Source organism: Neorhizobium sp. USDA 3394 (genome assembly GCF_056280385.1).
On record NZ_JBWCDU010000001.1, the window covers coordinates 1863777 to 1885370 of the forward strand.

Sequence of the window (21594 nt, forward strand, 5' to 3'; positions counted from 1 at the left end):
CCGGATCGCTCCGGCGGCTTTGGTTTGAGGTGCCCGAACCGCTTACTGGTTCGAAGCGACCGGTTTGACCAGCGGCGTGATGCGGCGCACGGTCACGCGGCGGTTTTCCTGTTCGGGCCCGTCGGTGCGGACCTTGAGGTAACGTTCGCCGTAGCCCTGCGTCGCCAGGTTTTCCGGCGGGATGCCGAATGCGTCCGTCAGCACCCGGGCAACGCTTTCGGCGCGTTCGTCGGAGAGAACGAGATTGGCATCGTCGGCACCGACGGCATCCGTATGACCTTCGATCAAGAAGGTTTCGGCAGGATCTCGCTTCAGAACCTTGCTGATCGCGTCGGCCACCTTGCGCAGCGAACTCGCCTGGTTCATCGGGATTTCGGCACTGCCGGTTGCGAAGGTGACCGTATCCAGGTCGATACGCGGCACCTTGTCCCGGATACGGGCGGAGTAGCGCACTTCGTCCAGCGAATAGACCCGCTCGACCCGCTCGACCGGCGGCTGTTCCAGGAACTCGTAGTAATCCCGGTCCGGGTCGGTCGAAGTGTCGATGATGTAGTCGTTAAGCGGCACGCCCAGCCGCATCGGCGGCAGGTCGTCGCCCGGATCGCGCCAGACGTAGTCGCGGCCGCGACGATTATCCATCAGCTCCGGCGAATAATAGAGAACGTATTCCTCACCGCCCCTGACGATACGCGAGCGCTGGACGATCTCGCCATAGCTGTTGCGGACGGTGACGATCCGCGTGCCGTCGTCGCGCACGATGATCTCACGCACCCGGCCGTCCCGGAGCTGCTCGTATTGCGGCGCCCGATCGCGATCGTTGTAGAACCGACGGCTGTCGTCATGACGAACGACGGATTGGTTGTCGATCGAGATGATCACGCGTCCACCATCCCGGTCGCGACCGCCGTTACGGTCACGGCCGGCTGCGTCGCGGAAATCCCAGCCGCGAGGCCGTTCGAACTGCGGACGCTGGTCGAGGCGCTGGCCGCGCTCTTCGGACAGCTGACGAAACTCCTGCTGCTGTTCGCGGGTGGCACGTGTGCTGCCCTGAGCCTCCGCATCGGATTTCGGCGGTGCAAGCTGCTGCTGGTCGGCCTGCTGCGGAGCTTGACGGCGCGGACGCTCTCCATCCCGCAGCGGACGTGCAGAAGGCGCTTCCTTGGCGCTGTCGAGCACGGCTGCCCCGTTCTGAACGGGCAGTACGACCTGCTCGCCGATCTTGGCGGCGGCCGGATCCTTCGCAAGCTCCTTGGCACGTTCGACCTGCTGAGGCGTGGTCGCCATCTGGGGTGCGCTTGGCTGGGTGGCCGGCTGGGCTCCGGTCGCCTGCTGGCCCGAAGGCGCCACTGCCGGCTGTCCTTCCGTCGACTGCCGGAGAGGCGTTTCGGCGGCAGGCGGCTGAACCGGCGCGGCCTGGCCATTTACCGGCGGCTGCTGGTTGCGCCTGTCCTGCGCGGTTCCAGTGCCCGGAACCTGGCCAGGAACTTGTCCAGGTGCCTGGCCGGTTGCGTTGCCGCGAGCCGGATTTTCAGGTGCGGTTCCCGGCGTGGCAGCGCGATCGGTCGCGGGGGCCTGCGGAGGCTTCGGCGTGTCGGCCTGTTTCTGGGTCGGAGCGGCGTTGCGATCCTGGGCATTGCCGCTGGCCGGCTTTTCAGGTGTCGCTTCCGGCGTCGCGGCGCGATTGGTGGCAGGCGGCTGCGGCTTGGGGGTTTCGGCCTGCTTCTCGGTCGGCGCTGCCTTCGGCTGCTGGGCGTCGCGGCGCACGGGTGCCTCAGGTGCTGCTTCCGGGGTTGCGGCGCGATTGGTTGCCGGCCGTTCGGGCTTCGGCGTTTCGGCCTGCTTTTCAGCGGGCGCCGCCTTCGGCTGCTGGGCTTCCCTTGCGGCCGGCGGCTCGGTCTGGGGTGTCGCCTGCTCGCGCTGGCGGCGCGGCTGGGCGTCGTTTCCGCCCTGACCCTGACCCTGGCCGGTCTCCTGCTGCTGACGGCGCGGACGCTCCTGCGCCGGCGCCTCGGCTGCCGGACGCTCGGCCTGCGGAGCCTGGCGCGGTGCTGCTTCGCGCGGAGCGGCCTCACGCGGGGCGGCTTCCGGCTCGGCCTTGCGCTGGCGTTGCGGCTGTTCCTGCTGCTGGGCCTGGGGCGGTGCCTGCGGCCGTTCGGCCGGAGCCTGCTGTTGCTCTTCCGGCGGCTTGCGGCGCGGGCGCGGCTGTCCTTCGCCTTCCTGGGCGCCCGGAGCGCCTGGCGGCACGATGATCTGTTGCTGGACCTGGATGACGCCCGGCATCTGGCCGGCTTCCATAGCAGGTCTCATAGGGGTGGCACCGGCCGGCTGAAGCATCAGCGGCAGCGACACGAAAGGTGCTGCGACACTGGCGAACAGTCTGAATTTTTTCGACATGGACATTTCCTCTTCTAGGGTGTCATCCCTTTCACGCGCGTCCTCTATTGCCGTTTTTCGGCGGACTTACGCGGCGCCTCAACTGAATTGCACCAAAATGGTTCCGTCGCAGCCTGTTGCGGATGGCCTGAACCTCGTATGAATGTGTTGTTCATCAGTCGGCGGCAACCAGACGTGCACGTAAAATGCCGTTGCAATTTTTCCCGAGCAGGTATCTAAAAATCCACTCGGAGCCCGCCTGTACGCGCGGCCCGTCTCCCTGCGGCCGAAAAAGACCAACACCGCAGGTTGCCAACAGAGAGGATCAAAATGAACATCTCCACCCGATTCCTTGCTGCCGCCTCGATCGCCGCCCTGTCGCTTTTCGCCGGTTCGGCGATGGCGCAGGAGAAACTCGTGATCGGCACCGAAGGCGCCTACCCGCCCTTCAACAACCTGGAAGCCAATGGCCAGCTCACCGGTTTCGACGTCGATATCGCCAAGGCGCTCTGCGACGAGATGAAGGTCACCTGCACCTTCGTCACCAATGACTGGGACGGCATCATTCCGGCGCTGCAGTCGAAGAAATTCGATGCGATCATTGCTTCCATGTCGATCACCCCCGAGCGGAAGGAGCAGGTCACCTTCTCGAAGAAGTACTACAACACGCCGCCGGCCATCGCCGTCCCGAAGGATTCGCCGATCAAGGACGCGACCGCCGCCGGCCTCAAGGGCAAGACGATCGGCGCGCAGGGCTCCACCACCCATTCGAACTATGCCGAAAAGCATATGCCCGACTCGGAGCTGAAGCTGTATCCCACGGCTGACGAATACAAGCTCGACATCACCAACGGCCGCATCGACGCCGTCATCGACGATATCGTCGTGCTGTCGCAGTGGATCAAGTCGGATGCCGGCAAGTGCTGCAAGATCCTCAGCCCCCTGCCGATCGACGTCGAGATCAACGGCGAAGGCGCGGGCATTGCTGTCCGCAAGGGCGAAACCGCACTGGCCGACAAGTTCTCGGCCGCCATCGTCGCGATCCGCGGCAACGGCAAATACAAGGCCATCAACGACAAGTATTTCGATTTCGACGCCTACGGCCAGTAATCGACCGGAGAACCCGGTTACCGCGCGGCGGGAGGCTTGCCCTTCCGCCGTTTTTCTTTTTAATGGCGTCAACACAAGACAAAAGCGGCACACAAAAAGGCCGCAGGGGAAAACGACCTTATGAGCGGATTCTTTTCCGCCCTCTTTTCGGCGCTTGATCCGCTTTGCGGGCCTGTCGGGCTTTTTTCACTGTTCGGTTCCGGTAGCCTTGTCGCCTGCGGCGAGGCCGGCTGGGGCGACGAGATCGCCTTTGGCGTCAAGGTGACGATCACGCTCGCCATCGCCACCCTGCCCGTCGGGCTGGTCATCGGCTTCCTGATTGCGCTTGCGGCGCAATCCGAGGACAAGCTGCTGAGGCTCGCCGCCGGCATCTACACGACGATCTTCCGTGGCCTGCCGGAACTGCTCACCCTGTTCATCGTCTATTATGGCATGCAGATCCTCATCCAGGCGGTGCTCGCATCTTTCGGGTACGAGGGGCGTGTCGAGATCAACGCCTTTTTCGCCGGCATGGCGGCGCTCGCCGTCGTCTTCTCGTCCTATTCCTCCGAGGTCCTGCTGTCGGCCTTCCGGGCGATCCCGCGCGGCCAGTATGAGGCGGGCGATGCGCTCGGTCTCCACCGCTCGCGCACCATGCTTCTCGTCGTCCTTCCGCAGCTCATCCGCATCGCACTGCCCGGCCTCACAAATCTCTGGCTGATCCTGCTCAAGGACACGTCCTACGTCTCGGTCATAGGGCTTGCCGACATCCTGCGCCAGACCGGCATTGCCGCGCGCGTCAGCAAGGAAGCCTTCTTCTTCTACGGCATCGCCTGCCTGCTCTATTTGATCCTCGCGATGATCTCCTCCGTCGGCCTCGGCTTTGTCGAGCGCTGGGCGAAACGTTCGGAGGGGCATCGATGAGTTACGTCAAGGAGCTGATTCCACCGCGCGCGCCGCCGGCCCTGGCCGTCAGGTCGCTGGCGCCGGCGCGTGTTGCCGGCATCGCCGTTCTCTTGCTTTGGGCAGCCCTTGCGATCGCGCTCGCCTTCATGATGATCAACGGCTGGGATCAGGACAAATTCCAGCGTTATGGCCCGCGCTATCTCCACGGCCTCTGGACCACCATCTCGCTGGTCGGCCTTTCCGTCATCCTCGGCGCCATCCTCTCGGCACCGATCGCCTTTGCCCGCATGGCGAAGAACAAGGTGCTGAACAGCATCGCCTACGCCTATGTCTACGTGTTTCGCAGCACGCCGCTGCTCGCCCAGCTCTTCCTGATCTATTACGGGCTCGGCAGTTTCCGCCCGCAGCTCGAATCCGTCGGCCTCTGGTGGTTTTTTCGCGAGGCCTGGTATTGCGGCCTTTTCTCTCTGACGCTCAACACCGCCGCCTATCAGGCGGAGATTCTGCGCGGCGCGATCGAAAGCGTGCCGCGCGGCCAGCACGAAGGCGCCGCAGCACTCGGCCTCTCGAAACGCAACGCCTTCCGCAAGGTCATCCTGCCCCAGGCGCTGATCGTCGCGCTGCGCCCTTACGGCAACGAGATCGTGCTTCTGATCAAGGGATCGGCCGTCGTCGCGATCGTCACCGTCTACGACCTGATGGGCGAGACGCGTTACGCCTTCTCCCGCACGTTCGACTACCAGAGTTATCTATGGGCGGCGATCTTCTATCTCGCCATCGTCGAAGCGCTGCGGCACCTCTGGGCCTTCATCGAGGCGCGCCTGACGCGCCATCTGAAGCGTTAGCAGCACTCGCAGATCAGAGCTGCTAACATACTGAAAAATATCACGAATGTGTTCTTAAGGTGCAATTGCAAAGCTTCGGTTAACCGTGGCATGCTCCCCTATCGTATGACGCAACGACGTCAGTTCGAAACAACAAACGGGAACTGCTGCATGTCTGAAATGGAAATGATGCTGAAAGGCTACGGGCTGACGACCGCCCAGATCTTCTACCGCATGCCGGACCATCCGGCCCTGCTGCAAAGCTATGTCTGGCAGAACTACGACCTGGCCCCGGATTTTCCGGAGATGAACGGTTTTCTGAAATTTTGGCAGGAGAAGCTCGACGGCCCGCTCCATTCCGTCCGCTATGTCCATCGCAAGCTGATCTCGGCCAGCGAATGGCGGGCGGTGAAGGGCGAGTTCATCCTGCACTAGAGAATAGCGGCCTAGAGCGCGTCGATTTTAATCGGGCCATATCCGGCTGCTGCGAAGTGCCGATGATAAATGCCTTATGCGGGAAATCATTCCCTTGGTTGCCGCTTTGGCCCGATTGACTTCACACGTTTGACGTGAAAACTGCATCTATGCTTAACGGCTGCTAATGATGAGAGTGGCTGGTAATGCTGCGCGGTGGGGGCTGAGGGTGCGACTGCTGGAACAGCGCGATGCCGAGGCCGTGCGGGACATCCTGAAGCAGCATCATGCGACCACGGCGTTTCGCGACCAGCCGTTTTCTGACTGGACGGTGAACGAGCATTTCAAGCGGGCCGTGTCGTGCCCGCCGCGCAGCTTTAAATTGCGCAATGAAATGATGGTTAAATTAGGAGTCAGAGTAAATTTTATGAAAGTATTTGGCCGCACTCTTCTAATTTCAATCTCGTTTTTCCTCATGTATTACTCAAGCCAAACTAGAAAATACTTTTTATTCATGCTAGCTTGTTATTTTTTTTCGAAAATCCTTGATTACTCAGTTAAAGTCTCCAACTCCGGTAGAATTCCAAATGCCTACAAGACTTTTAATTTGCTTATTGACTGGATTTGGAACGGATTTCGAACAAAGGAATAGCGTAGATGTCTGATTTGCCAACGTGAAGGGTTTGCAAATTATTATCTTCTGTTGTGCTCGAATTGGATATGTGGCGACTTTCCAGAGGTTAAAATGCCAAAACTTATTGATGAAAAAATATTTCCTTTTCACATAAAAGACCATCCTCAACTTCAGAGCTACATGAATATTACAATAATATCATCGATAATAATCGTCGCATCTGCAACATATCTGCTTGGATATTTTTTCTCTATTGGATCTTTTGACAGATTGCTATCTTCAACCTTGAGCTTAAGTAAATCATTTCAATATCGATTTGAAGATTTGAACAAATACGACAATTTTTCCGGGTTCTATTATGTTGCCGGATTGATAAATTACTTTTTGTGGAGTATTTTCTTATTCTTTTCTTCTATTGTTGCTTATTCTAAACGAAAAACAGCAAATATTTCCGGTGGACATAATAACGTAATGATAATTGGGACAGGGATATTTTATTTTATCGCTTTATTCTCTACGTACATATTGCTCTTCCATCACGTTGGGATTTCTGAAGAAAAATATGTTCGCACGTCTCGCTTCTTTACAGTATACTTTTTTCCATTTTTCTTGGGAATGTCAATTTTTTGGGTTCAAGCGTGTGCCTTTTCGACCGCAGCATTATTTCATCGTTTGAATAAGGGATAGCCATGAGCAGCTCCTCAGAAGACCAGCAACCAGACGGGAGCCAATATTCAGGCGACGGATCGGCTGATGAAAGCGGCGGGGCGAGGTTCTTGGGTGGGGCTTATGCGGTTAAGTAGTTTTAACTGGGACGCCTTCAAGAGAGCTTGTGCATATCACGGCGTGGAATTCATATTCCCTTTGATTTTCCTGTTTTCTTACGTTATTTTTGGGGATAAATTTAAGTATGAAAGATATTATGCGATATGTTTTATTGGCATAACAATATTGCCAATGGTTACAATTCTAAGAATATTACATTCTACTTTTACGGATCGGTTGAAAAAGTAATATTTTAATGATTTTACCGTGAGCTGTGACAACAGAGAGTATGCTCCCCGGCACTTGGCTGCGTGCGGGAGTTTCTAAAGGGCGCCTGAGCCATTACGTTCTTTAAGTGGCACATTTACTCGAGCCTCAATTGCTTTTGAGATAATTCCAAGGGCAAATGACAAAGAAGGCTTCGCTTTACGTGACGGTAATGCTGTTGGAGCTGGAGTGGGTGGAGGACGATAGAACCGGAAAAATTCATCATCGATCCGATCCATCCAATGCCGGGACTAAACAGCTAACGTTTCAGACGTGCACTTCGCCATGGGCGAATTCGCCGTCGTCCGGCTCGCGATGCAGGGCTGAGAAAATCACGGCGGCATAAAGCAGCGCGACGAGCGCAAGCACGCTCCATCCCGGCAGCGGACCGAGCGCTGCGTTGTTGACCGCCTCCGACCATGAAAAGACGACATCCGCCTTGGTATCGTTGGGCAGGAGCTTTGGGGTCGAGATCTTCAGAAGCCACGCCATCAGCAGGATGGCGTACATCCAGACGTAATTGCGCCTCACCCGGCGAAACAACGCCTCGCGATAACTGATCAGGAAACAGGGATTGCGCAGGCTCGTGGCGATCGCCTGCGCCCAGTCGGGCTTGAGGTCCGCCTGCGGATAAAGTGCCTGCGCGAAATAATGGCGTTCCAGTTTGCGAACCCTTGCGCGGTAGACGTCGAAGAAGCGGTAGCGCCGTGCTTCGATCAGGAGAAGCAGCGAGATCAGCAGCATCGCAAACAGAACCACGCCGTGATGGGACGTCGGCGTCGACAGCGAGACCGACAGCAGCGCCGCCACCACGGTGATCGACCAGTTCGAGGTGCGGTCGATGCGGTCGCGCCAGCTGGTCATCCGCCCGAGTTCGCCGCGGTAATAGTGGATGATCACATTGGCCTTTTCGGCGGAGGTCATCGGCAGCGACGGCGCCCGCCGCTCGACATTCTGCTCCAGCGGGCTCTGAGCCTGATCGGCAGGCATGACGTTCTCCAGAAGGCGTTTCCCAGATCCATCTCTTCAACGAATGAGCACCCGCCCTGTTCCGGCTGATGGACAAATACCGGCCATCGGCTTAAAGCCGCTTGCGAAACGAAGGACGCGAACCATGAAGAAGATCGACGAGGAAGCCCTGGCAGAGGCCTATAACCGCGCGCTGGCGCTGGAAAAGGCGGGCGATATCGACGCAGCCGTCAAGGCCTATGAGCAGGTGCTCGAGCTCGATCCCGAGGACCACGGCGGTGCCGCCGTGCGCATCGCAGCCATGGGCCGCGGCGAGACGCCCCCCAAGGCGCCGGACGCCTATGTGGAAACCCTGTTCGACCAGCACGCCGAAAGCTTCGAGGACATTCTCGTCGAGCAGCTGGGTTATGCCGTACCTGTGATCGTGCGCCAGCGCCTGCAGGAGCTGAAGCTCGGGCCGTTCAAGCGGATGCTCGATCTCGGCTGCGGCACGGGACTGACCGGCGGCACGCTCCGCGACATGGTCGACGACATCACCGGCATCGACATTTCCGAGAACATGGTTGAGATCGCCCACGAGAAGGATCTCTACGAGACGCTTTACGTGGCCGAAGTCGAGGATTTCCTCGAAGACAATGACGACGAGCCCTTTGACCTGGTAACCGCCACCGACGTGCTGCCCTATCTCGGCGCACTGGAACCGCTGTTCTTCGGCGCGGCAGAAAACATGGCTCCCGGCGGCCTGTTCGTCTTCTCCTCGGAGACCCTGCCCGACGAGAGCTTCGCCGGCCGGCCCTACATTGTCGGCCCGCATCAGCGTTTCGCCCATGCGGAAACCTATGTCCGCGAACGCCTCGCCGCCACCGGCTTCGAGCTACTCGAAATCTCCGGCATCAACGTGCGCATGCAGGACGGCAACCCGACGCCGGGACATCTGGTGATCGCCAAGTTGACGATAAAATCATGACAATCGAGGTTGCGGGCTCAACCTCTGAGCACGCGCAATTGCAGACAACCTCACCGCGACATCATGGGTGGAGCAAACCATCTTCTCATCACGTCGCTTCACCGATAGTTTGCCCTCCGCAACGGAGGGATTCGGATGACGCCGCAGCGCTATCTTCTTGCCCAGGCCTATAACAATGCCTGGGCCAACCACCGGCTGCTGAAAGCATGCGGAGAGCTTTCACGGGAAGAGCTGGACGCGACGCGGGTCAGCTTCTTCCCGTCGATCATCCACACACTCAACCATATCCTGACCGTCGACTGGCTCTATATCAGCGCGCTCGAAGGCAATTGCCTCGGCCCCGCCGCCTTCGAGCCGGAAATCCCCTGTCCCGTCTTTGCCGATCTCGATCGCGAACAACGCGCCGCCGACAGCCGCCTCATCGATCACTGTCGACGCTTGGACGAGAAAACCATCGCCGAGGACATCCGCATTCCGAGGGCGACATTCGTGCAGGTCGAACCTGCCGATCGCCTGCTGATGCATCTCTTCCAGCACCAGATCCATCACCGCGGCCAGGTTCACGCCATGCTGTCCGGAACCTCGGTCGAACCGCCGCAGCTCGACGAGTTCTTCTGCACGGGCGAAGACCAATTGAGAAAACAAGATTTTGCCGAACTCGGCTTCACCGAAGCCATGATCTGGAGTTGACCATGCTGTATTTTATCATCAAGGCCCTGCACATTCTTTCCGACTTCCTGCTGATCGGCGGCATGCTGATCAATGCCTTCGTCATCGGCATGGTACCGCCGACCATCCGCACCGGCGTGATCTCGGCGCTCAGGAAATACGACCGCACCGTCACCACCGCAGCGCTTGGCGGCGCCTGGCTTTTCGGCCTGTGGCTCGCCTTCGGCTACGGTTTTTATACCTCCGGCTGGTTCGGCTTCAAATTCCTGATCGTCCTCATGCTGTCGGCCCTGCACGGCATGCAGGGCGCCTGGATGCGCCGCATGGAAGCCGATCCGCATCTCGACCCGCCGGCTTTCGTGCGCGCCGGCCTGCCGATCGTCCTCGGCTCGGTCGTCGTCATCGTCGCGCTTGCGGTCATCAAGCCTTTCTGAACCCGCCGCCCGGTCCCTGGCAATTTTCAGCCTGCGGCCAGCGGAACCGATGAACCGAAATCTGCGCTTTTCGCCGAACTGCGCTTTTCCGGAGGTCCGCTTTGCTCTAATCCTCTGCCCAACAAAATTGTGGAGGTTCAGCATGGCGAAAGTGGCATTCATCGGTCTCGGGGTGATGGGTTATCCCATGGCGGGGCATCTCAAGGTCAAGGGCGGCCATGACGTGACCGTCTACAACCGCACGGCTGCCAAGGCCGATGACTGGGCAGCCAAGTTCGGCGGCAAGGCAGCAGCCACGCCGGCCGAAGCGGCCAGGGATGCCGATTTCGTGTTCGTCTGCGTCGGCAATGACGACGATCTCCGCTCGGTGACAATCACCGAGACCGGCGTTCTCGCCGGCATGAAACCGGGCTCCATCCTGATCGACAACACCACCGCCAGCGCCGAAGTCGCCCGCGAGCTCGATGCCGCGGCACGGGAAAAGGGTGTCGGTTTCATCGACGCGCCCGTCTCCGGCGGCCAGGCGGGTGCCGAAAACGGCGTGCTCACCGTCATGTGCGGCGGTGACGAGTCGACCTTCGAGAAGGCCAGGCCGGTGATCGACGCCTATGCCCGTATGGTCGGCCTCATGGGTCCGGCGGGCAGCGGCCAGCTCACCAAGATGATGAACCAGATCTGCATCGCCGGGCTCGTCCAGGGGCTGGCCGAATCGATCCATTTCGGCAAGCAGGCCGGCCTCGACATCGAGAAGGTCATCGAGGTGATTTCCAAGGGTGCCGCCGGCTCCTGGCAGATGGAGAACCGCTACAAGACGATGAATGCCGGCAAATACGATTTCGGCTTTGCGGTCGACTGGATGCGCAAGGATCTCGACATCGTGCTGACCGAAGCCCGCCGCAACGGCGCCAAGCTGCCGGTCACCGCGCTGGTCGACCAGTTCTACGGCGACGTCCAGGCGATGGGCGGCAAGCGCTGGGATACGTCCTCGCTGCTCGCACGGCTGGAAAAGAAATAGGCCAGCCATGATCGGCCCCTCCTCCGACGTCGCCGGGATCATCGCACATCTCGAAACGCTGCGATCGGAGGAGAACATCCTGGGGATGGCCCGTTTCGGCATTGTCACCGACCGGGCGATCGGCATTTCCAATCCCGACCTGCAGAAGATCGCGCGGGCGATCAAACGCGATCATGGCCGGGCGCTGGACCTCTGGCGCACCGGCATTCGCGAGGCGCGCATGCTGGCGATCTATACCGCCCATCCCGCGTCGCTGACGCCAGCCGAGGCGCGTGGATGGTCGGAGGATTTTACCTCCTGGGAAATCGTCGACACTGCCGCCGACCTTTTCGTCGAAACGCCGTTCTGGCAGCAACTCGTCGCGGATTTCGCCGCAGACGACCGCGAATTCGTCCGCCGCACCGCCTTTGCCATGATTGCCGGCGCCGCCGTCCATCGCAAGGACGAGCCGGACGGCACCTTCATCGCCTATCTGCCGCTGATCGAGGCGCATTCCACCGACCCGCGCAATTTCGTGAAAAAGGCGGTCAACTGGGCGCTCCGCAATATCGGCAAGCGCAACCGCACCTGCCACGCCCCTGCCCTGGCACTCTCCGAAAAGCTCGCCGCCTCGCCGGACAAGACCGCCCGCTGGATCGGCAAGGACGCCGTCAAGGAACTGTCGAGCGAGAAGCTTTTGGCGCGGTTGAAAGCTTAGCCGGCTTTACCAGCCCGATATTGCCGCGGCGTCGCCCCCGCAAACATCCGAAACGCCTTGATGAACGAACTCGTGCTTTCGAAGCCGCAGGCGAGCCCGATCTCCGTCACCGGCTCCTGCCCGGCCAGCAGCATCTCCTTGGCCTTCACCATCCGGGCCCGATGCCGGAAATCGCGAAAGCTCATGCCGAGTTCCGCATCGAACCGCCGTGACAGCGTCCGTTCCGAGAGGCAGGCAACCTCCGCCAGGGCGCCGAAGTCGAGATCCCGGTCGAGCTGTTCCAGCATCCGGTCGACGGCGACCGCCATGCCCGGCGACTGCGGTTTCGGCAACCAGGTCTCGTCCTCGTCCGCAGCAAGCTCTCCCGCCACGGAGGCCAGCGCCTTGAAGAACCCATTCGCGGCTTCGTCGGCCGCATCGCGTCCTGCATCCCAACGCATGACATGCAGGGTCATCTGCCGCGCCAGCTCGGAGAGGCCAAAGACCCGGCAGGCCGGCAGCGGCGCTTCGAATTCGCGATCGCCGAACAGAACGGAGGACGCCGTGGCCATCCCCTTGGTGCGCACGGCAATCACCGTTCCCCGCGCGATCAGCGCCGCCCTTTGCGGCGGCAGCATCCAGCGGCGGTCGCCGATATCGAGAATGAAGGTGCCAGCCGAAGCGTAAAGCAGATAATCGGCATCGAAGGCCCGTTCGATCTCGAACGGCTCGCCAAAGACCCGATGATAGGCATGGGAAATCGTCGCCATCGCTGCCGAACTTGTTCTACGCCGCCTGCTGCCCCCGCATCTGCTTTAGCAGTTCGGCGGTGTCGAGCAATGCGCAATGGCGGACGATCTTGCCGTCCTTCAAGACAAAGGACCGGTAGGCACGCACGCGGATCGGATTGCCAGACGGTTCGACGCCCTTGAAAGCCGCCTGGTGTGTGCCGCGCAATGTCAGCTCGCACATGACGCCATCGCCTTCGGCGGTCATCCGCTCGATCGACCAGACCGCATCCGGCATGATCCGCTTCTGCACCGCCACCATGGCGCAATGCCCTTCGGCATTGGCGGGCGAGTAGACGGCTTCTTCGTAATCGGCCGCGAAAAAATCCGCGAAACGTTCTGTCAGACCGCGGTTCCAGATCTCTTCGATATATCCGCCGACGATCGCCTTGTTGGCCTTGGCCTGGTCCTGCATGGGGAACTCCATCTTTTTCAATGAAGCCCAGATAAACGAAAACGGGCCGCCTCAACTCGGCCCGTCCTGCCAGAAAATGATCCCGATCCGCCAATCGGCAGATTATTCCTCGCCCGACTTCTGGTTGTCCAGCATCATGTAGTCGAGCGGCAGTTCGGTCGTATACTTGATCTGCTCCATCGCAAAGACCGAGGAGACGTCGCGGATCTCGATCTTGGCGATCAGCCGCTTGTAGAATGCGTCATAGGCGCCGATATCCGGCACGACGACGCGCAGCAGGTAATCGACGTCGCCGCTCATGCGGTAGAATTCGACCACTTCGGGGAAATCCACCACCACTTCCGAGAACCGCTTCAGCCATTCGATCGAGTGGCTGGCGGTGCGGATCGAGACGAAGACCGTGACCTTGGTATTGACCTTGACCGGATCGAGCAGCGCCACGCGGCGACGGATGACGCCATCCTCTTCCATCTTCTGGATGCGGCGCCAGCAAGGCGTGGTCGAGAGACCGACCTTCTTCGCGAGGTCCGCGACGGCGAGAGTGGAATCTTCCTGCAGAATACGTAGGATCTTGCGGTCGAGGCGGTCCATTCAGTTCCCTTTCGAAATGATTTTTCGTTATACACGTAATTCGTAGCAGTTAACCGAAATTTGTTTCACGTATCAAGCTATCCACATGCTGTCGCAGCACCGGCAGCAGATCCGCCTCGAACCACGGATTCTTTTTGAGCCAGCCGGTATTGCGCCAGCTCGGATGCGGCAGCGGCAGGATCCTTGGACCTTGATTGGCGAAGACATAGTCGCGCCATTTCTGAACCGTTTCTGTCATGCCCTTGCGTCGTCGGCTCCCCAGATGCCAGGCCTGCGCATAACCGCCGACGGCGAGAACCAGTTCGATCTGCGGCATGGCAGCGATCACCCGGTCGCGCCAGAACGGCGCGCATTCGAGCCGCGGCGGCAGATCGCTGCCCTTGGCATCATAACCCGGAAAACAGAAGCCCATCGGCACGATCGCGAACTTTTCCGAATCGTAAAACTCTTCACGGGTCACCGCCATCCAGTCGCGCAGGCGGTTTCCCGAGGCATCGTTGAACGGCAGCCCGCTTTCGTGCACCCGAAGCCCCGGCGCCTGGCCGGCGATCAGCACCCTCGCGGTCTTCGACAGCACGGCCACGGGCCGGGGCTCATGCGGCAGACGGTCGCCCTCGCCCTTCGCCGGCGCGTCGCGACAGATGCGACAGGCGGCAATCGCACGGGCCAGATCGGCGACATATTCCTCGCCCCTGGCGATGCCATTCCTGCTCATTGCCAGGCCATCACCCGTTTCGCCCAAGCCATAAACGCCTCCACCAGGCTCGTGTCGTCCATCATGCCGCGGCTGGCGCGCCAGTCGCGCGGGCTTTCGAACTGGCCGGCCCACACGCCCAGCCGTTCGCGCCGCGCCGCCACCTGTTCCTGCGCATAACGCCCGGAAGCGACGGCAAGGCCTTGCCGCACCAGCGTACCGTTGACGCTCGTCGTACCTGACCGGCAGCGCACCAGAAGCCGGCGATATTTGTCCCGCTCGCGACCGAGGCATTCGGCCTCGCCGTCTGCGACGAGCCGGACCAGCAGCCGTCTCGCCTCTTCCCCGCAGGCCCATGGCCTGCCGCGACCGTCTTCGCAGGTCTGGTCGAGTTCCGGCGCATCCACGCCCTGCAGCCGCAGGCGCTCGCCACCCACCGCCAGCGTGTCACCGTCGATCACATGGAACGGGCCGTGCACGATGCTGTCGGCCGCTTCGTCCAGCCTGGCGGCGATCAGCACCAGAAGGATGAAGAAGGCCGCGAGAACCGCGCCATTGCGAATAACCCTGAATGTTCGAGCCACAATCCAGCCTTATTGGAAAACGGAAGCTTCAGGAAAATGGCAAACAAAACCTTTCCCGGCAGGACTCTCTTAAGGATTTGGCCATACTCTCTCAACACCCGGGGTATCAGTTCAGTGGCCATGAGTAACGGCGTCAGCACTTCGACCGACAAGAATATCGTTGATCGCTCGCGCAGCCACCGCAACAAGGCTGTGTCGAAAGCCGTGCGCGCCACCCGGGAACGACTGCAATCCAGCTCCCAGGGCAATCAGGTCTTCGACCGCGACATGATCGCCATGCACGTCAATGCCGTGCTACAGAGTGCATCGGTCATGCCGATCTTCATCGTCGTGGTGACGGCGATCGGCGTCTATCTCAACCCGAATGCCAATCTCTTTGCCTGGGCGCTGCTGATGTTCAGCGTTCATGCGATCAACGTGCTGCTCGCCCGCCGCGCGAGCCGCACGGACATCGCCTCGACCGAGGTCCAGAAATGGCGCCGCAGGCTGCTCGCCGCGCAGATGATCGTCGGCGGCGGCTGGGCGCTGTTTGCGCTACAGAACTGCAATACCTGTTCCGGCGACAGCTATTATTTCTACAAGGGCGCCGTCCTCCTCTTTGCGATCTCGATCACCGCAATGAGCAGTTTCATGCTGCGGCTCGGCGTGCTGTTCGGCTTCCTGCCGATGATCCTGGCGCTGCTTGCCACCGCCGTCCTGTCGCGCAATGTTCTCGATATCGGCATGACGGCGATCTGCGCCACCGCGGTCGTCTTCTTCCATTATATCGCCGACCGACTCTACCGCTCCAACCTGACGCTGATGTCCTATCAATCCGAAAAGGACGACCTGATCGCAGAGCTGGAAGTGGCCAAATCCATGTCGGACGAGGCCCGCCGCCGGGCCGAGGAGGCGAACCTCGCCAAGTCCCGGTTCCTTGCCTCGATGTCGCACGAGTTGCGCACGCCGCTCAACGCCATCCTCGGCTTCTCCGAAGTCATGAGCTCGGAGGTCCTGGGACCGCTCGCAAACCCGACCTACAAGGAATATGCCGGCGACATCCACCGCTCCGGCCAGCATCTCTTGAACCTCATCAACGAGATCCTCGACCTGTCGCGCATCGAGGCCGGCCGTTACGACCTTGCCGAGGAATCACTGTCGCTGCTGGAAATCGCCGAGGATTGCATCGGCATGGTGCAGCTGCGCGCCAGCGCCAAGAACATCTCGATCAGCCAGCAATTCGAACCCCACCTGCCGCAGGTCTGGGTGGATGAAAAATCGATGCGCCAGGTTCTCCTGAACTTGCTTTCGAACGCCGTCAAATTCACGCCGCAGGGCGGCGAGGTTACCGTCAAGGTCGGCTGGACCGCCGGCGGCGGCCAGTATGTGGCGATCAAGGACAACGGACCCGGCATTCCGGAAGAGGAAATCCCGGTCGTGCTCTCGGCCTTCGGCCAGGGCTCGATCGCCATCAAGAGCGCCGAACAGGGCACCGGCCTCGGCCTGCCGATCGTCCAGGCGATCCTTGCCAAGCACGACGGACAGTTCATCCTACGCTCCAAGCTGCGTGAGGGCACTGAGGCAATCGCCATCCTGCCGGCGACGCGCGTGCTGCAGAGCGTGCCGGCCGTCGCCGACGCCCAGACGGTCGCCCGCCGCCGCAAGAGCTTTGCCTGAGGCGATCGCTCTTTTCCACATCGCGGTTTGCGTGCATAATGCTGCCATGACCAAACTTCTCGACCGAGCCATAGAAGCAGCCAGGGAACTTCCTGCCGAAATGCAGGATGAGATCGCCCGTATCATGCTGACACTCGTGGACAAAAGCGACTCTCTGCATCAGCTCACCGCCGAAGAGGAAGCCAGTTTCGTCAAATCGCTCGATCAGGCTGCACGGCGCGAATTTGCGCCAGCCGAGCATGTTCAAGCCATCTGGTCGAAATACGCAGGGTGACGATTCGCTTCACCCCTGAAGCGACCATCGAACTTGAGGACGTCCTCGGCTATCTAGCCGCTCATTCACCGGGAGGCGCCCGCAATGTGAGCGCGCGGATTCAGCAAGTATTGAGCAATCTTTCGGAATATCCACTGACCGGTATGCGCACCAGCCTTGAGCCGATGCGGCGTGTGGCCGTCACACCCTATCCGTATCTGATATTTTATCTGCCCGGCGATGATGAGATCATTGTCGTCGGCATACGCCACGCTGCACGTGACCCTTCTTCGATGCCGGACCAACCGTAACCGGCGCTCACCCCCACAGGCTCTGCACCACCACATAAAGCGCGAAAAACCCGTTGGCACACAGCAGGCAGAAGACCGCGAAGGAGCCGAGATCCTTGGCGTGGCGGCCGACGGTGGAGATTTCCGGGGAGATGCGGTCGACCAGTTCCTCGATCGCGGTATTCAGCGATTCCACCGCAAACAGCACCAGCATCAGGATGGCGAAGACGAAATAGTCGAGCGCGCCGGCGCCGACGACCGCAAAGAGCACGAGGGCTGCCGCGAAGGCGATCACCTCGTGGCGAAAGGCTTCCTCCTGCCACAGGCGCGCAAGCCCCTGCATGGAATAGCGGAATGCCGCGATCACCCGGCGAATGCCGGTCGCTCTTTCGATATTGCTGTCGAGTGGCGTCTTTTCCATTCGGGCTCAGTGGCTCTTGTTGCTGACGCCGGCCTGTTCGAAGGTCGCCATGCCGGAATGGCAGGCGGCGGCGGCCTTGACGATGCCGGCGGCAAGCGCCGCACCGGTGCCCTCGCCGAGCCGCATGCCGAGCGCCAGAAGCGGCGTCTTGCCGAGCTTCTCGATCGCAAGCAGGTGTCCCGGCTCGCCGGAGACATGGCCGATCAGGCAGTGGTCGAGCGCTGCCGGATTGGCGGCCTTGAGGATCGCGGCCGCGGCCGTCACCACATAACCGTCGAGCAGGACCGGGATTTTTTCGACGCGCGCAGCCAGGATCGCGCCGGCAATCGCGGCGATCTCGCGGCCGCCGAGGCGGCGCAGGATTTCCAAGGGATCGCTCAGGTGGTCCTTGTGGAATTCGACGGCAGCCTTCACGGCCGCAATCTTGCGCTCCATGAATTCGCCATGAGAACCGGTGCCGGGACCGACCCAGTCCTCCGCCTCGCCGCCATAAAGCGCGAGGTTGATGGCGGCGGCGATCGTCGTGTTGCCGATGCCCATTTCGCCGATGCAGAGAAGATCGGTGCCGCCAGCGATGGCCTCCATGCCGAAGGCCATGGTCGCCGCACAGTCGCGCTCGGACAGGGCTGCCTCGCTGGTGATGTCGCCGGTCGGGTAGTCGAGCGCCAGGTCGAAGATTTTCAGGCCGAGATCATGGGTGACGCAGATCTGGTTGATGGCCGCTCCGCCGGCTGCGAAATTTTCCACCATCTGCTGGGTCACCGACGACGGGAACGGGGTCACGCCATGCCGGGTGACGCCGTGATTGCCGGCAAAGATCGCCACCAGCGGTCGGTTGACGGCCGGCGCGCGGCCCGTCCAGGCGGCAAGCCAGAAGGCAATTTCCTCGAGCCGGCCGAGCGCGCCCGGCGGCTTGGTCAGCTGCGCATCGCGCTCGCGCGCCGCAACCAGCGCCCGCGGGTCCGGTCCGGGAAGGTTCTGCAGCAGGACACGGAAATCGTCGAAAGGCAGGCCGCTCACGCTCATGGAAAGTCTCTCTTGTAGCTCGGTCTCGTATCGCGGCCGGGAAAACTTGTCTTTCCCGGCAAATCGCGCTTCTGTGCGCAAACTCATAGTCGGGTCGGAAGGGAGGAACAACTGCCAAACGCAACGGAATTCATCGCGGACCTCGCCCGCTCGGTCGGGTTCCTCAGCCGCCTGCCGGTGCCGGACCGATTCTTCCGCGGCCATGACGGCACGATCTCGCGGGCGGTGCGGGCCTTTCCCATCGCGGGACTGATCATCGCCGCCCTGCCCGCGCTCGTTCTCGTTCCCCTGCAATCCGGCGATCCTCTGCTCGTTTCGCTCGTCGCACTTGCGCTGCTGACGCTGCTGACCGGCGCGCTCCACGAGGACGGACTTGCGGATGCGGCGGATGGTCTCGGGGGCGGACGGGACAAGGACCACGCGCTCCTGATCATGAAGGACAGCCGCATCGGCGCCTATGGCGTCGTGGCGCTGGTGCTGTCCTTCGGCCTGCGCGCTTCGGCGCTTGCCGCATTGTTCCGCGAGGATGCGGTCACGGCGGCGCTCGCCGTGCTTGCCGTTGCCGCCGTCAGCCGCGCGATCCTGGTCGCCCATTGGCGCGCGTTGCCGTCGGCGCGGGAACGCGGTGTCGCAGCCGGCGCCGGCCTTCCGGAGGATGGCGCCCGCAATATTGCGCTGTTCACCGCCGCGGTAATCGCGCTTGTCCTTCTCGTCCCCGTTCTCGGCTTGCCGAAGGTTCTGTTGTCGCTGATCGTGGCGGCGCTCGCCGGGCTCGGTTTCACCCGTTTCGTGCGTCACAAACTCGGCGGCCATACGGGCGATACGATCGGTGCTACTCAACAATTGAGCGAGATCGCCATGCTGGCCACTCTTGCTCTTGCCGCGTGAAACCCCGATATACTGAGGCATGATTTCGCCCTGTACCCTTGTCTGCTCGATCGACCTCAAGACCGGCTATTGCTTCGGCTGCGGACGGACGCGCGACGAGATCGCCGGCTGGATGGACTATACGGATATCGAGCGCCGCGCGCTGATGGACACGCTTCCCGCACGGCTGGAAACCGTCGAGCGAAAGCCGCGGCGGGAGACACGCCGCCAGCGTTTGACGAAGGAACGCGACACCGCATGAACGCGCTCGCCGGCATCCTCATCGTCCTTGGCATCGGCCTCGCATTCCTGATCTTCAATCACGATGCCGGTCAGACCTTCGGCATCGACAACGACGATTTCGGCCAGATCATCTATCTTCTGCCGATCGCCGGCCTGCTCGCCGTCGGGATTCTCGCCGGCCGGCGTGGTCATGCCGGTGAAGTGCTGCGCAACATCGCCCTCTGGCTGCTGATCATCCTCGGGCTGGTCACCGCCTATCTCTACCGCGACGACGCCCGCAACGTCGCCGCCCGCGTGACCGCGGGCCTGCTGCCCGGCACGGCCGTGGTCACGACGACGAGCGACGGTCTCAACGAGGTCATCATCCACAAGACCCGGGGCAGCCATTTCCAGACCAATGTCAGCGTCCAGGGTAAAGTCCTGCCGATGCTGGTCGATACCGGCGCCAGCACCGTCGTGCTTTCCTACGATGATGCCCGCGCCATCGGCCTCAATCCGCAGAGCCTCGATTTTTCAGTGACCGTGATGACCGCCAACGGCCGGGCGATGGCAGCGCCCGTCCGCCTCGACGAGATCTCCATCGGTCCGATCGTGCGGAAAAACATCCGGGCGATGGTGGCGGAAGACGGACGGCTCGGCGAGAGCCTGCTTGGCATGAGTTTCCTCTCCACTCTCGGCTCCCTGCAGATGCAGACCGACGAGCTGAGATTGCGGGACTGACGTCAGCCGAAATCCCGAATGGCCTCGCCTTCGGCCTTGCCGCGGAAATGGCTTGGCGGCGTGCCGATGATGCGCTTGAAGGCGCGGCTGAAGGAGGCTTCGGCATCGTAACCGAGCCGTTCGGCCACGGTTGCGACCCGTTCGCCGTCGCGCAGCCATTGCCGCGCCTGGTGCATGCGCACCCGCGCCACGTAGCGCGCCGGCGTTTCGCCGACCACGCGCAGAAACCGTTCGGCGAAGCCCGACCGCGAAGCACCCATCAGCCGGGCAAGCGAGGCGATGTTCCAGTCGCGTTCTGGCTGAAGATGAATGGCGGCCAGCACCCGGCCGACGTCGGGATTGCGCACCGCGGCGATCCAGCCGGTCGTGTCGCCGCAGCCGTGTTCGACCCAGGTGCGGATCAGCGTCGCGGTCAGGACGTCGGCGAGCCGTGCGAGAATGCCGCCGGCGCCGACCCGGTCCATGTCCACCTCGCGCGCCATGGCATCGAGAAGATGCGGGATCGACGGCTCGTTCCTGGCGAGATCGCTGGTCAGCATCGCCTCGGGCATCAGTTGCAGCAGCGGATGCAGCTTGTCGATGTTGAAGCGCATCGAAGCGGTCAGCGCCACGGTGCCGCCGCAGGCATCGGCGCATTGCACGTCGAAGACGCCCTGGCAGACCTCCTTGCGCCCGAACCGGTCGAAGGGAAGCGGCGCCAGGCCGGGGAGGCTTGCGATCACATGCGCATCGCCGCGCGGCAGGAGGGCCGCATCGCCCTGCCGCAATTGCAGCCATTCGCCCGACGGCGTCTGCAGCCATGCATTGCCCGACGAAATGAAATGGAACCGCGCCGCCTCCTGCGCCGGGAAGGACGTCGCCCAGGGCTCGGCGAGCCGGCAGCGTCCGTATTCGACGCCGTCGAGCCTTAACCCCCGCAACATCTCGGTGAGCGGATCGGAGACGTCTGACGGGGCTTCTTTGGACGAACGGTCAAGCATATCGGATTTTCTAGCATGGAAAGTACAGGTTGTCACGCCTAAGTCTGGTCCATCCTCCCGGTAC

The 21594-nt window shown here is 61.4% G+C and carries 27 protein-coding genes; 17 read left to right on the plus strand and 10 right to left on the minus strand.

The window, feature by feature from the left end; genetic code table 11:
- Window positions 1–42 precede the first annotated feature (42 nt).
- Window positions 43–2394: an OmpA family protein gene (locus tag ACZ9EJ_RS08825; protein ID WP_251089703.1), complete on the minus strand. Its 2352-nt coding sequence runs from the start codon at window positions 2392–2394 to the stop codon at window positions 43–45.
- Between the two features lie 309 nt (window positions 2395–2703).
- Between ACZ9EJ_RS08825 and ACZ9EJ_RS08830 the strand changes: the two genes are divergently transcribed.
- From ACZ9EJ_RS08830 to ACZ9EJ_RS08855, 6 genes are all read left to right on the plus strand, one after another.
- On the plus strand, window positions 2704–3483 hold the full coding sequence (locus ACZ9EJ_RS08830) for an ABC transporter substrate-binding protein (RefSeq protein ID WP_046630472.1): 780 nt from the start codon (window positions 2704–2706) through the stop codon (window positions 3481–3483).
- A gap of 120 nt (window positions 3484–3603) precedes the next feature.
- Window positions 3604–4386 (plus strand): ABC transporter permease, encoded by a 783-nt coding sequence (locus ACZ9EJ_RS08835; protein ID WP_046642665.1) that lies wholly within the window; start codon window positions 3604–3606, stop codon window positions 4384–4386.
- Window positions 4383–5213 (plus strand): ABC transporter permease, encoded by an 831-nt coding sequence (locus ACZ9EJ_RS08840; RefSeq protein ID WP_046630476.1) that lies wholly within the window; start codon window positions 4383–4385, stop codon window positions 5211–5213. The genes ACZ9EJ_RS08835 and ACZ9EJ_RS08840 overlap by 4 nt, the downstream gene beginning before the upstream one ends.
- 150 nt (window positions 5214–5363) lie before the next feature.
- On the plus strand, window positions 5364–5627 hold the full coding sequence (locus ACZ9EJ_RS08845; protein ID WP_046630478.1) for an usg protein: 264 nt from the start codon (window positions 5364–5366) through the stop codon (window positions 5625–5627).
- Window positions 5628–5802: 175 nt separating this feature from the next.
- On the plus strand, window positions 5803–6258 hold the full coding sequence (locus ACZ9EJ_RS08850) for a hypothetical protein (RefSeq protein ID WP_476098979.1): 456 nt from the start codon (window positions 5803–5805) through the stop codon (window positions 6256–6258).
- Window positions 6259–6351: 93 nt separating this feature from the next.
- Entirely contained in the window at window positions 6352–6927 is a 576-nt protein-coding gene (locus ACZ9EJ_RS08855; RefSeq protein WP_251091181.1) for a hypothetical protein, read from the plus strand.
- Window positions 6928–7539: 612 nt separating this feature from the next.
- On the opposite strand, the gene ACZ9EJ_RS08860 is transcribed toward ACZ9EJ_RS08855, so the two are convergent.
- Complete coding sequence (locus ACZ9EJ_RS08860) at window positions 7540–8262, minus strand: DUF2270 domain-containing protein (protein WP_046641461.1); 723 nt, start codon at window positions 8260–8262, stop codon at window positions 7540–7542.
- Window positions 8263–8386: 124 nt separating this feature from the next.
- Here ACZ9EJ_RS08860 and ACZ9EJ_RS08865 point away from each other — a divergent pair, with 124 nt between their 5' ends.
- The 5 genes from ACZ9EJ_RS08865 (at window position 8387) to ACZ9EJ_RS08885 (ending at window position 12023) form a co-directional block, all read left to right on the plus strand.
- Entirely contained in the window at window positions 8387–9208 is an 822-nt protein-coding gene (locus ACZ9EJ_RS08865; protein WP_046641460.1) for a class I SAM-dependent methyltransferase, read from the plus strand.
- A 135-nt stretch (window positions 9209–9343) separates the two neighbouring features.
- Window positions 9344–9898 (plus strand): DinB family protein, encoded by a 555-nt coding sequence (locus ACZ9EJ_RS08870; RefSeq protein ID WP_046641459.1) that lies wholly within the window; start codon window positions 9344–9346, stop codon window positions 9896–9898.
- Window positions 9899–9900: 2 nt separating this feature from the next.
- Window positions 9901–10311, plus strand: coding sequence for a CopD family protein (locus tag ACZ9EJ_RS08875; protein WP_052754829.1), 411 nt, complete (start codon window positions 9901–9903; stop codon window positions 10309–10311).
- A gap of 142 nt (window positions 10312–10453) precedes the next feature.
- The gene (locus tag ACZ9EJ_RS08880) at window positions 10454–11326 is read left to right on the plus strand and encodes an NAD(P)-dependent oxidoreductase (RefSeq protein WP_046641458.1); all 873 of its coding nucleotides are present in this window, start codon (window positions 10454–10456) and stop codon (window positions 11324–11326) included.
- A gap of 7 nt (window positions 11327–11333) precedes the next feature.
- On the plus strand, window positions 11334–12023 hold the full coding sequence (locus ACZ9EJ_RS08885) for a DNA alkylation repair protein (RefSeq protein ID WP_046641457.1): 690 nt from the start codon (window positions 11334–11336) through the stop codon (window positions 12021–12023).
- On the opposite strand, the gene ACZ9EJ_RS08890 is transcribed toward ACZ9EJ_RS08885, so the two are convergent.
- The 5 genes from ACZ9EJ_RS08890 to ACZ9EJ_RS08910 all read right to left on the minus strand — a co-directional run bounded on the left by ACZ9EJ_RS08890 (window position 12020) and on the right by ACZ9EJ_RS08910 (window position 15074).
- Entirely contained in the window at window positions 12020–12772 is a 753-nt protein-coding gene (locus tag ACZ9EJ_RS08890) for a helix-turn-helix domain-containing protein (RefSeq protein ID WP_052764653.1), read from the minus strand. The genes ACZ9EJ_RS08885 and ACZ9EJ_RS08890 overlap by 4 nt on opposite strands.
- Window positions 12773–12788: 16 nt before the next feature.
- Window positions 12789–13205 (minus strand): ester cyclase, encoded by a 417-nt coding sequence (locus ACZ9EJ_RS08895; RefSeq protein ID WP_046641456.1) that lies wholly within the window; start codon window positions 13203–13205, stop codon window positions 12789–12791.
- 102 nt (window positions 13206–13307) lie between these two features.
- A complete protein-coding gene (locus ACZ9EJ_RS08900) occupies window positions 13308–13796 on the minus strand; it encodes an Lrp/AsnC family transcriptional regulator (RefSeq protein WP_007771498.1) in 489 nt (162 codons plus the stop codon).
- Window positions 13797–13845: 49 nt separating this feature from the next.
- A complete protein-coding gene (locus tag ACZ9EJ_RS08905) occupies window positions 13846–14511 on the minus strand; it encodes a uracil-DNA glycosylase family protein (RefSeq protein WP_046641455.1) in 666 nt (221 codons plus the stop codon).
- Window positions 14508–15074: a thermonuclease family protein gene (locus ACZ9EJ_RS08910; RefSeq protein ID WP_046641454.1), complete on the minus strand. Its 567-nt coding sequence runs from the start codon at window positions 15072–15074 to the stop codon at window positions 14508–14510. The genes ACZ9EJ_RS08905 and ACZ9EJ_RS08910 overlap by 4 nt, the downstream gene beginning before the upstream one ends.
- Window positions 15075–15194: 120 nt before the next feature.
- On the opposite strand from ACZ9EJ_RS08910, the gene ACZ9EJ_RS08915 reads away from it, so the two are divergent.
- Genes ACZ9EJ_RS08915 through ACZ9EJ_RS08925 form a run of 3 tightly spaced genes read left to right on the plus strand, consistent with a single transcriptional unit; the run spans window position 15195 to window position 17294 of the window.
- The gene (locus ACZ9EJ_RS08915; RefSeq protein WP_046641453.1) at window positions 15195–16730 is read left to right on the plus strand and encodes a sensor histidine kinase; all 1536 of its coding nucleotides are present in this window, start codon (window positions 15195–15197) and stop codon (window positions 16728–16730) included.
- Between the two features lie 46 nt (window positions 16731–16776).
- Window positions 16777–17004: a hypothetical protein gene (locus ACZ9EJ_RS08920; RefSeq protein WP_046641465.1), complete on the plus strand. Its 228-nt coding sequence runs from the start codon at window positions 16777–16779 to the stop codon at window positions 17002–17004.
- A complete protein-coding gene (locus tag ACZ9EJ_RS08925) occupies window positions 17001–17294 on the plus strand; it encodes a type II toxin-antitoxin system RelE/ParE family toxin (RefSeq protein ID WP_046641452.1) in 294 nt (97 codons plus the stop codon). Before ACZ9EJ_RS08920 ends, ACZ9EJ_RS08925 begins: the two co-directional genes overlap by 4 nt.
- Before the next feature lie 7 nt (window positions 17295–17301).
- Here ACZ9EJ_RS08925 and ACZ9EJ_RS08930 read toward each other — a convergent pair whose 3' ends face one another.
- Window positions 17302–17694 carry a diacylglycerol kinase gene (locus tag ACZ9EJ_RS08930; protein WP_046641451.1) on the minus strand — a complete coding sequence of 131 codons (393 nt, stop codon included), beginning with the start codon at window positions 17692–17694 and terminating at the stop codon, window positions 17302–17304.
- A 6-nt stretch (window positions 17695–17700) separates the two neighbouring features.
- The gene (cobT, locus tag ACZ9EJ_RS08935; protein ID WP_046641450.1) at window positions 17701–18720 is read right to left on the minus strand and encodes a nicotinate-nucleotide--dimethylbenzimidazole phosphoribosyltransferase; all 1020 of its coding nucleotides are present in this window, start codon (window positions 18718–18720) and stop codon (window positions 17701–17703) included.
- Window positions 18721–18831: 111 nt separating this feature from the next.
- Here cobT and ACZ9EJ_RS08940 point away from each other — a divergent pair, with 111 nt between their 5' ends.
- The 3 genes from ACZ9EJ_RS08940 to ACZ9EJ_RS08950 are packed head-to-tail and all read left to right on the plus strand — an operon-like array spanning window position 18832 to window position 20550.
- Window positions 18832–19608: an adenosylcobinamide-GDP ribazoletransferase gene (locus tag ACZ9EJ_RS08940; RefSeq protein ID WP_046641449.1), complete on the plus strand. Its 777-nt coding sequence runs from the start codon at window positions 18832–18834 to the stop codon at window positions 19606–19608.
- A gap of 19 nt (window positions 19609–19627) precedes the next feature.
- The gene (locus ACZ9EJ_RS08945; protein WP_046641448.1) at window positions 19628–19849 is read left to right on the plus strand and encodes a DUF1289 domain-containing protein; all 222 of its coding nucleotides are present in this window, start codon (window positions 19628–19630) and stop codon (window positions 19847–19849) included.
- The gene (locus ACZ9EJ_RS08950) at window positions 19846–20550 is read left to right on the plus strand and encodes a TIGR02281 family clan AA aspartic protease (RefSeq protein ID WP_046641447.1); all 705 of its coding nucleotides are present in this window, start codon (window positions 19846–19848) and stop codon (window positions 20548–20550) included. Before ACZ9EJ_RS08945 ends, ACZ9EJ_RS08950 begins: the two co-directional genes overlap by 4 nt.
- A 2-nt stretch (window positions 20551–20552) precedes the next feature.
- Here ACZ9EJ_RS08950 and ACZ9EJ_RS08955 read toward each other — a convergent pair whose 3' ends face one another.
- Window positions 20553–21530 (minus strand): AraC family transcriptional regulator, encoded by a 978-nt coding sequence (locus ACZ9EJ_RS08955; protein WP_046641446.1) that lies wholly within the window; start codon window positions 21528–21530, stop codon window positions 20553–20555.
- Window positions 21531–21594 lie beyond the last annotated feature (64 nt).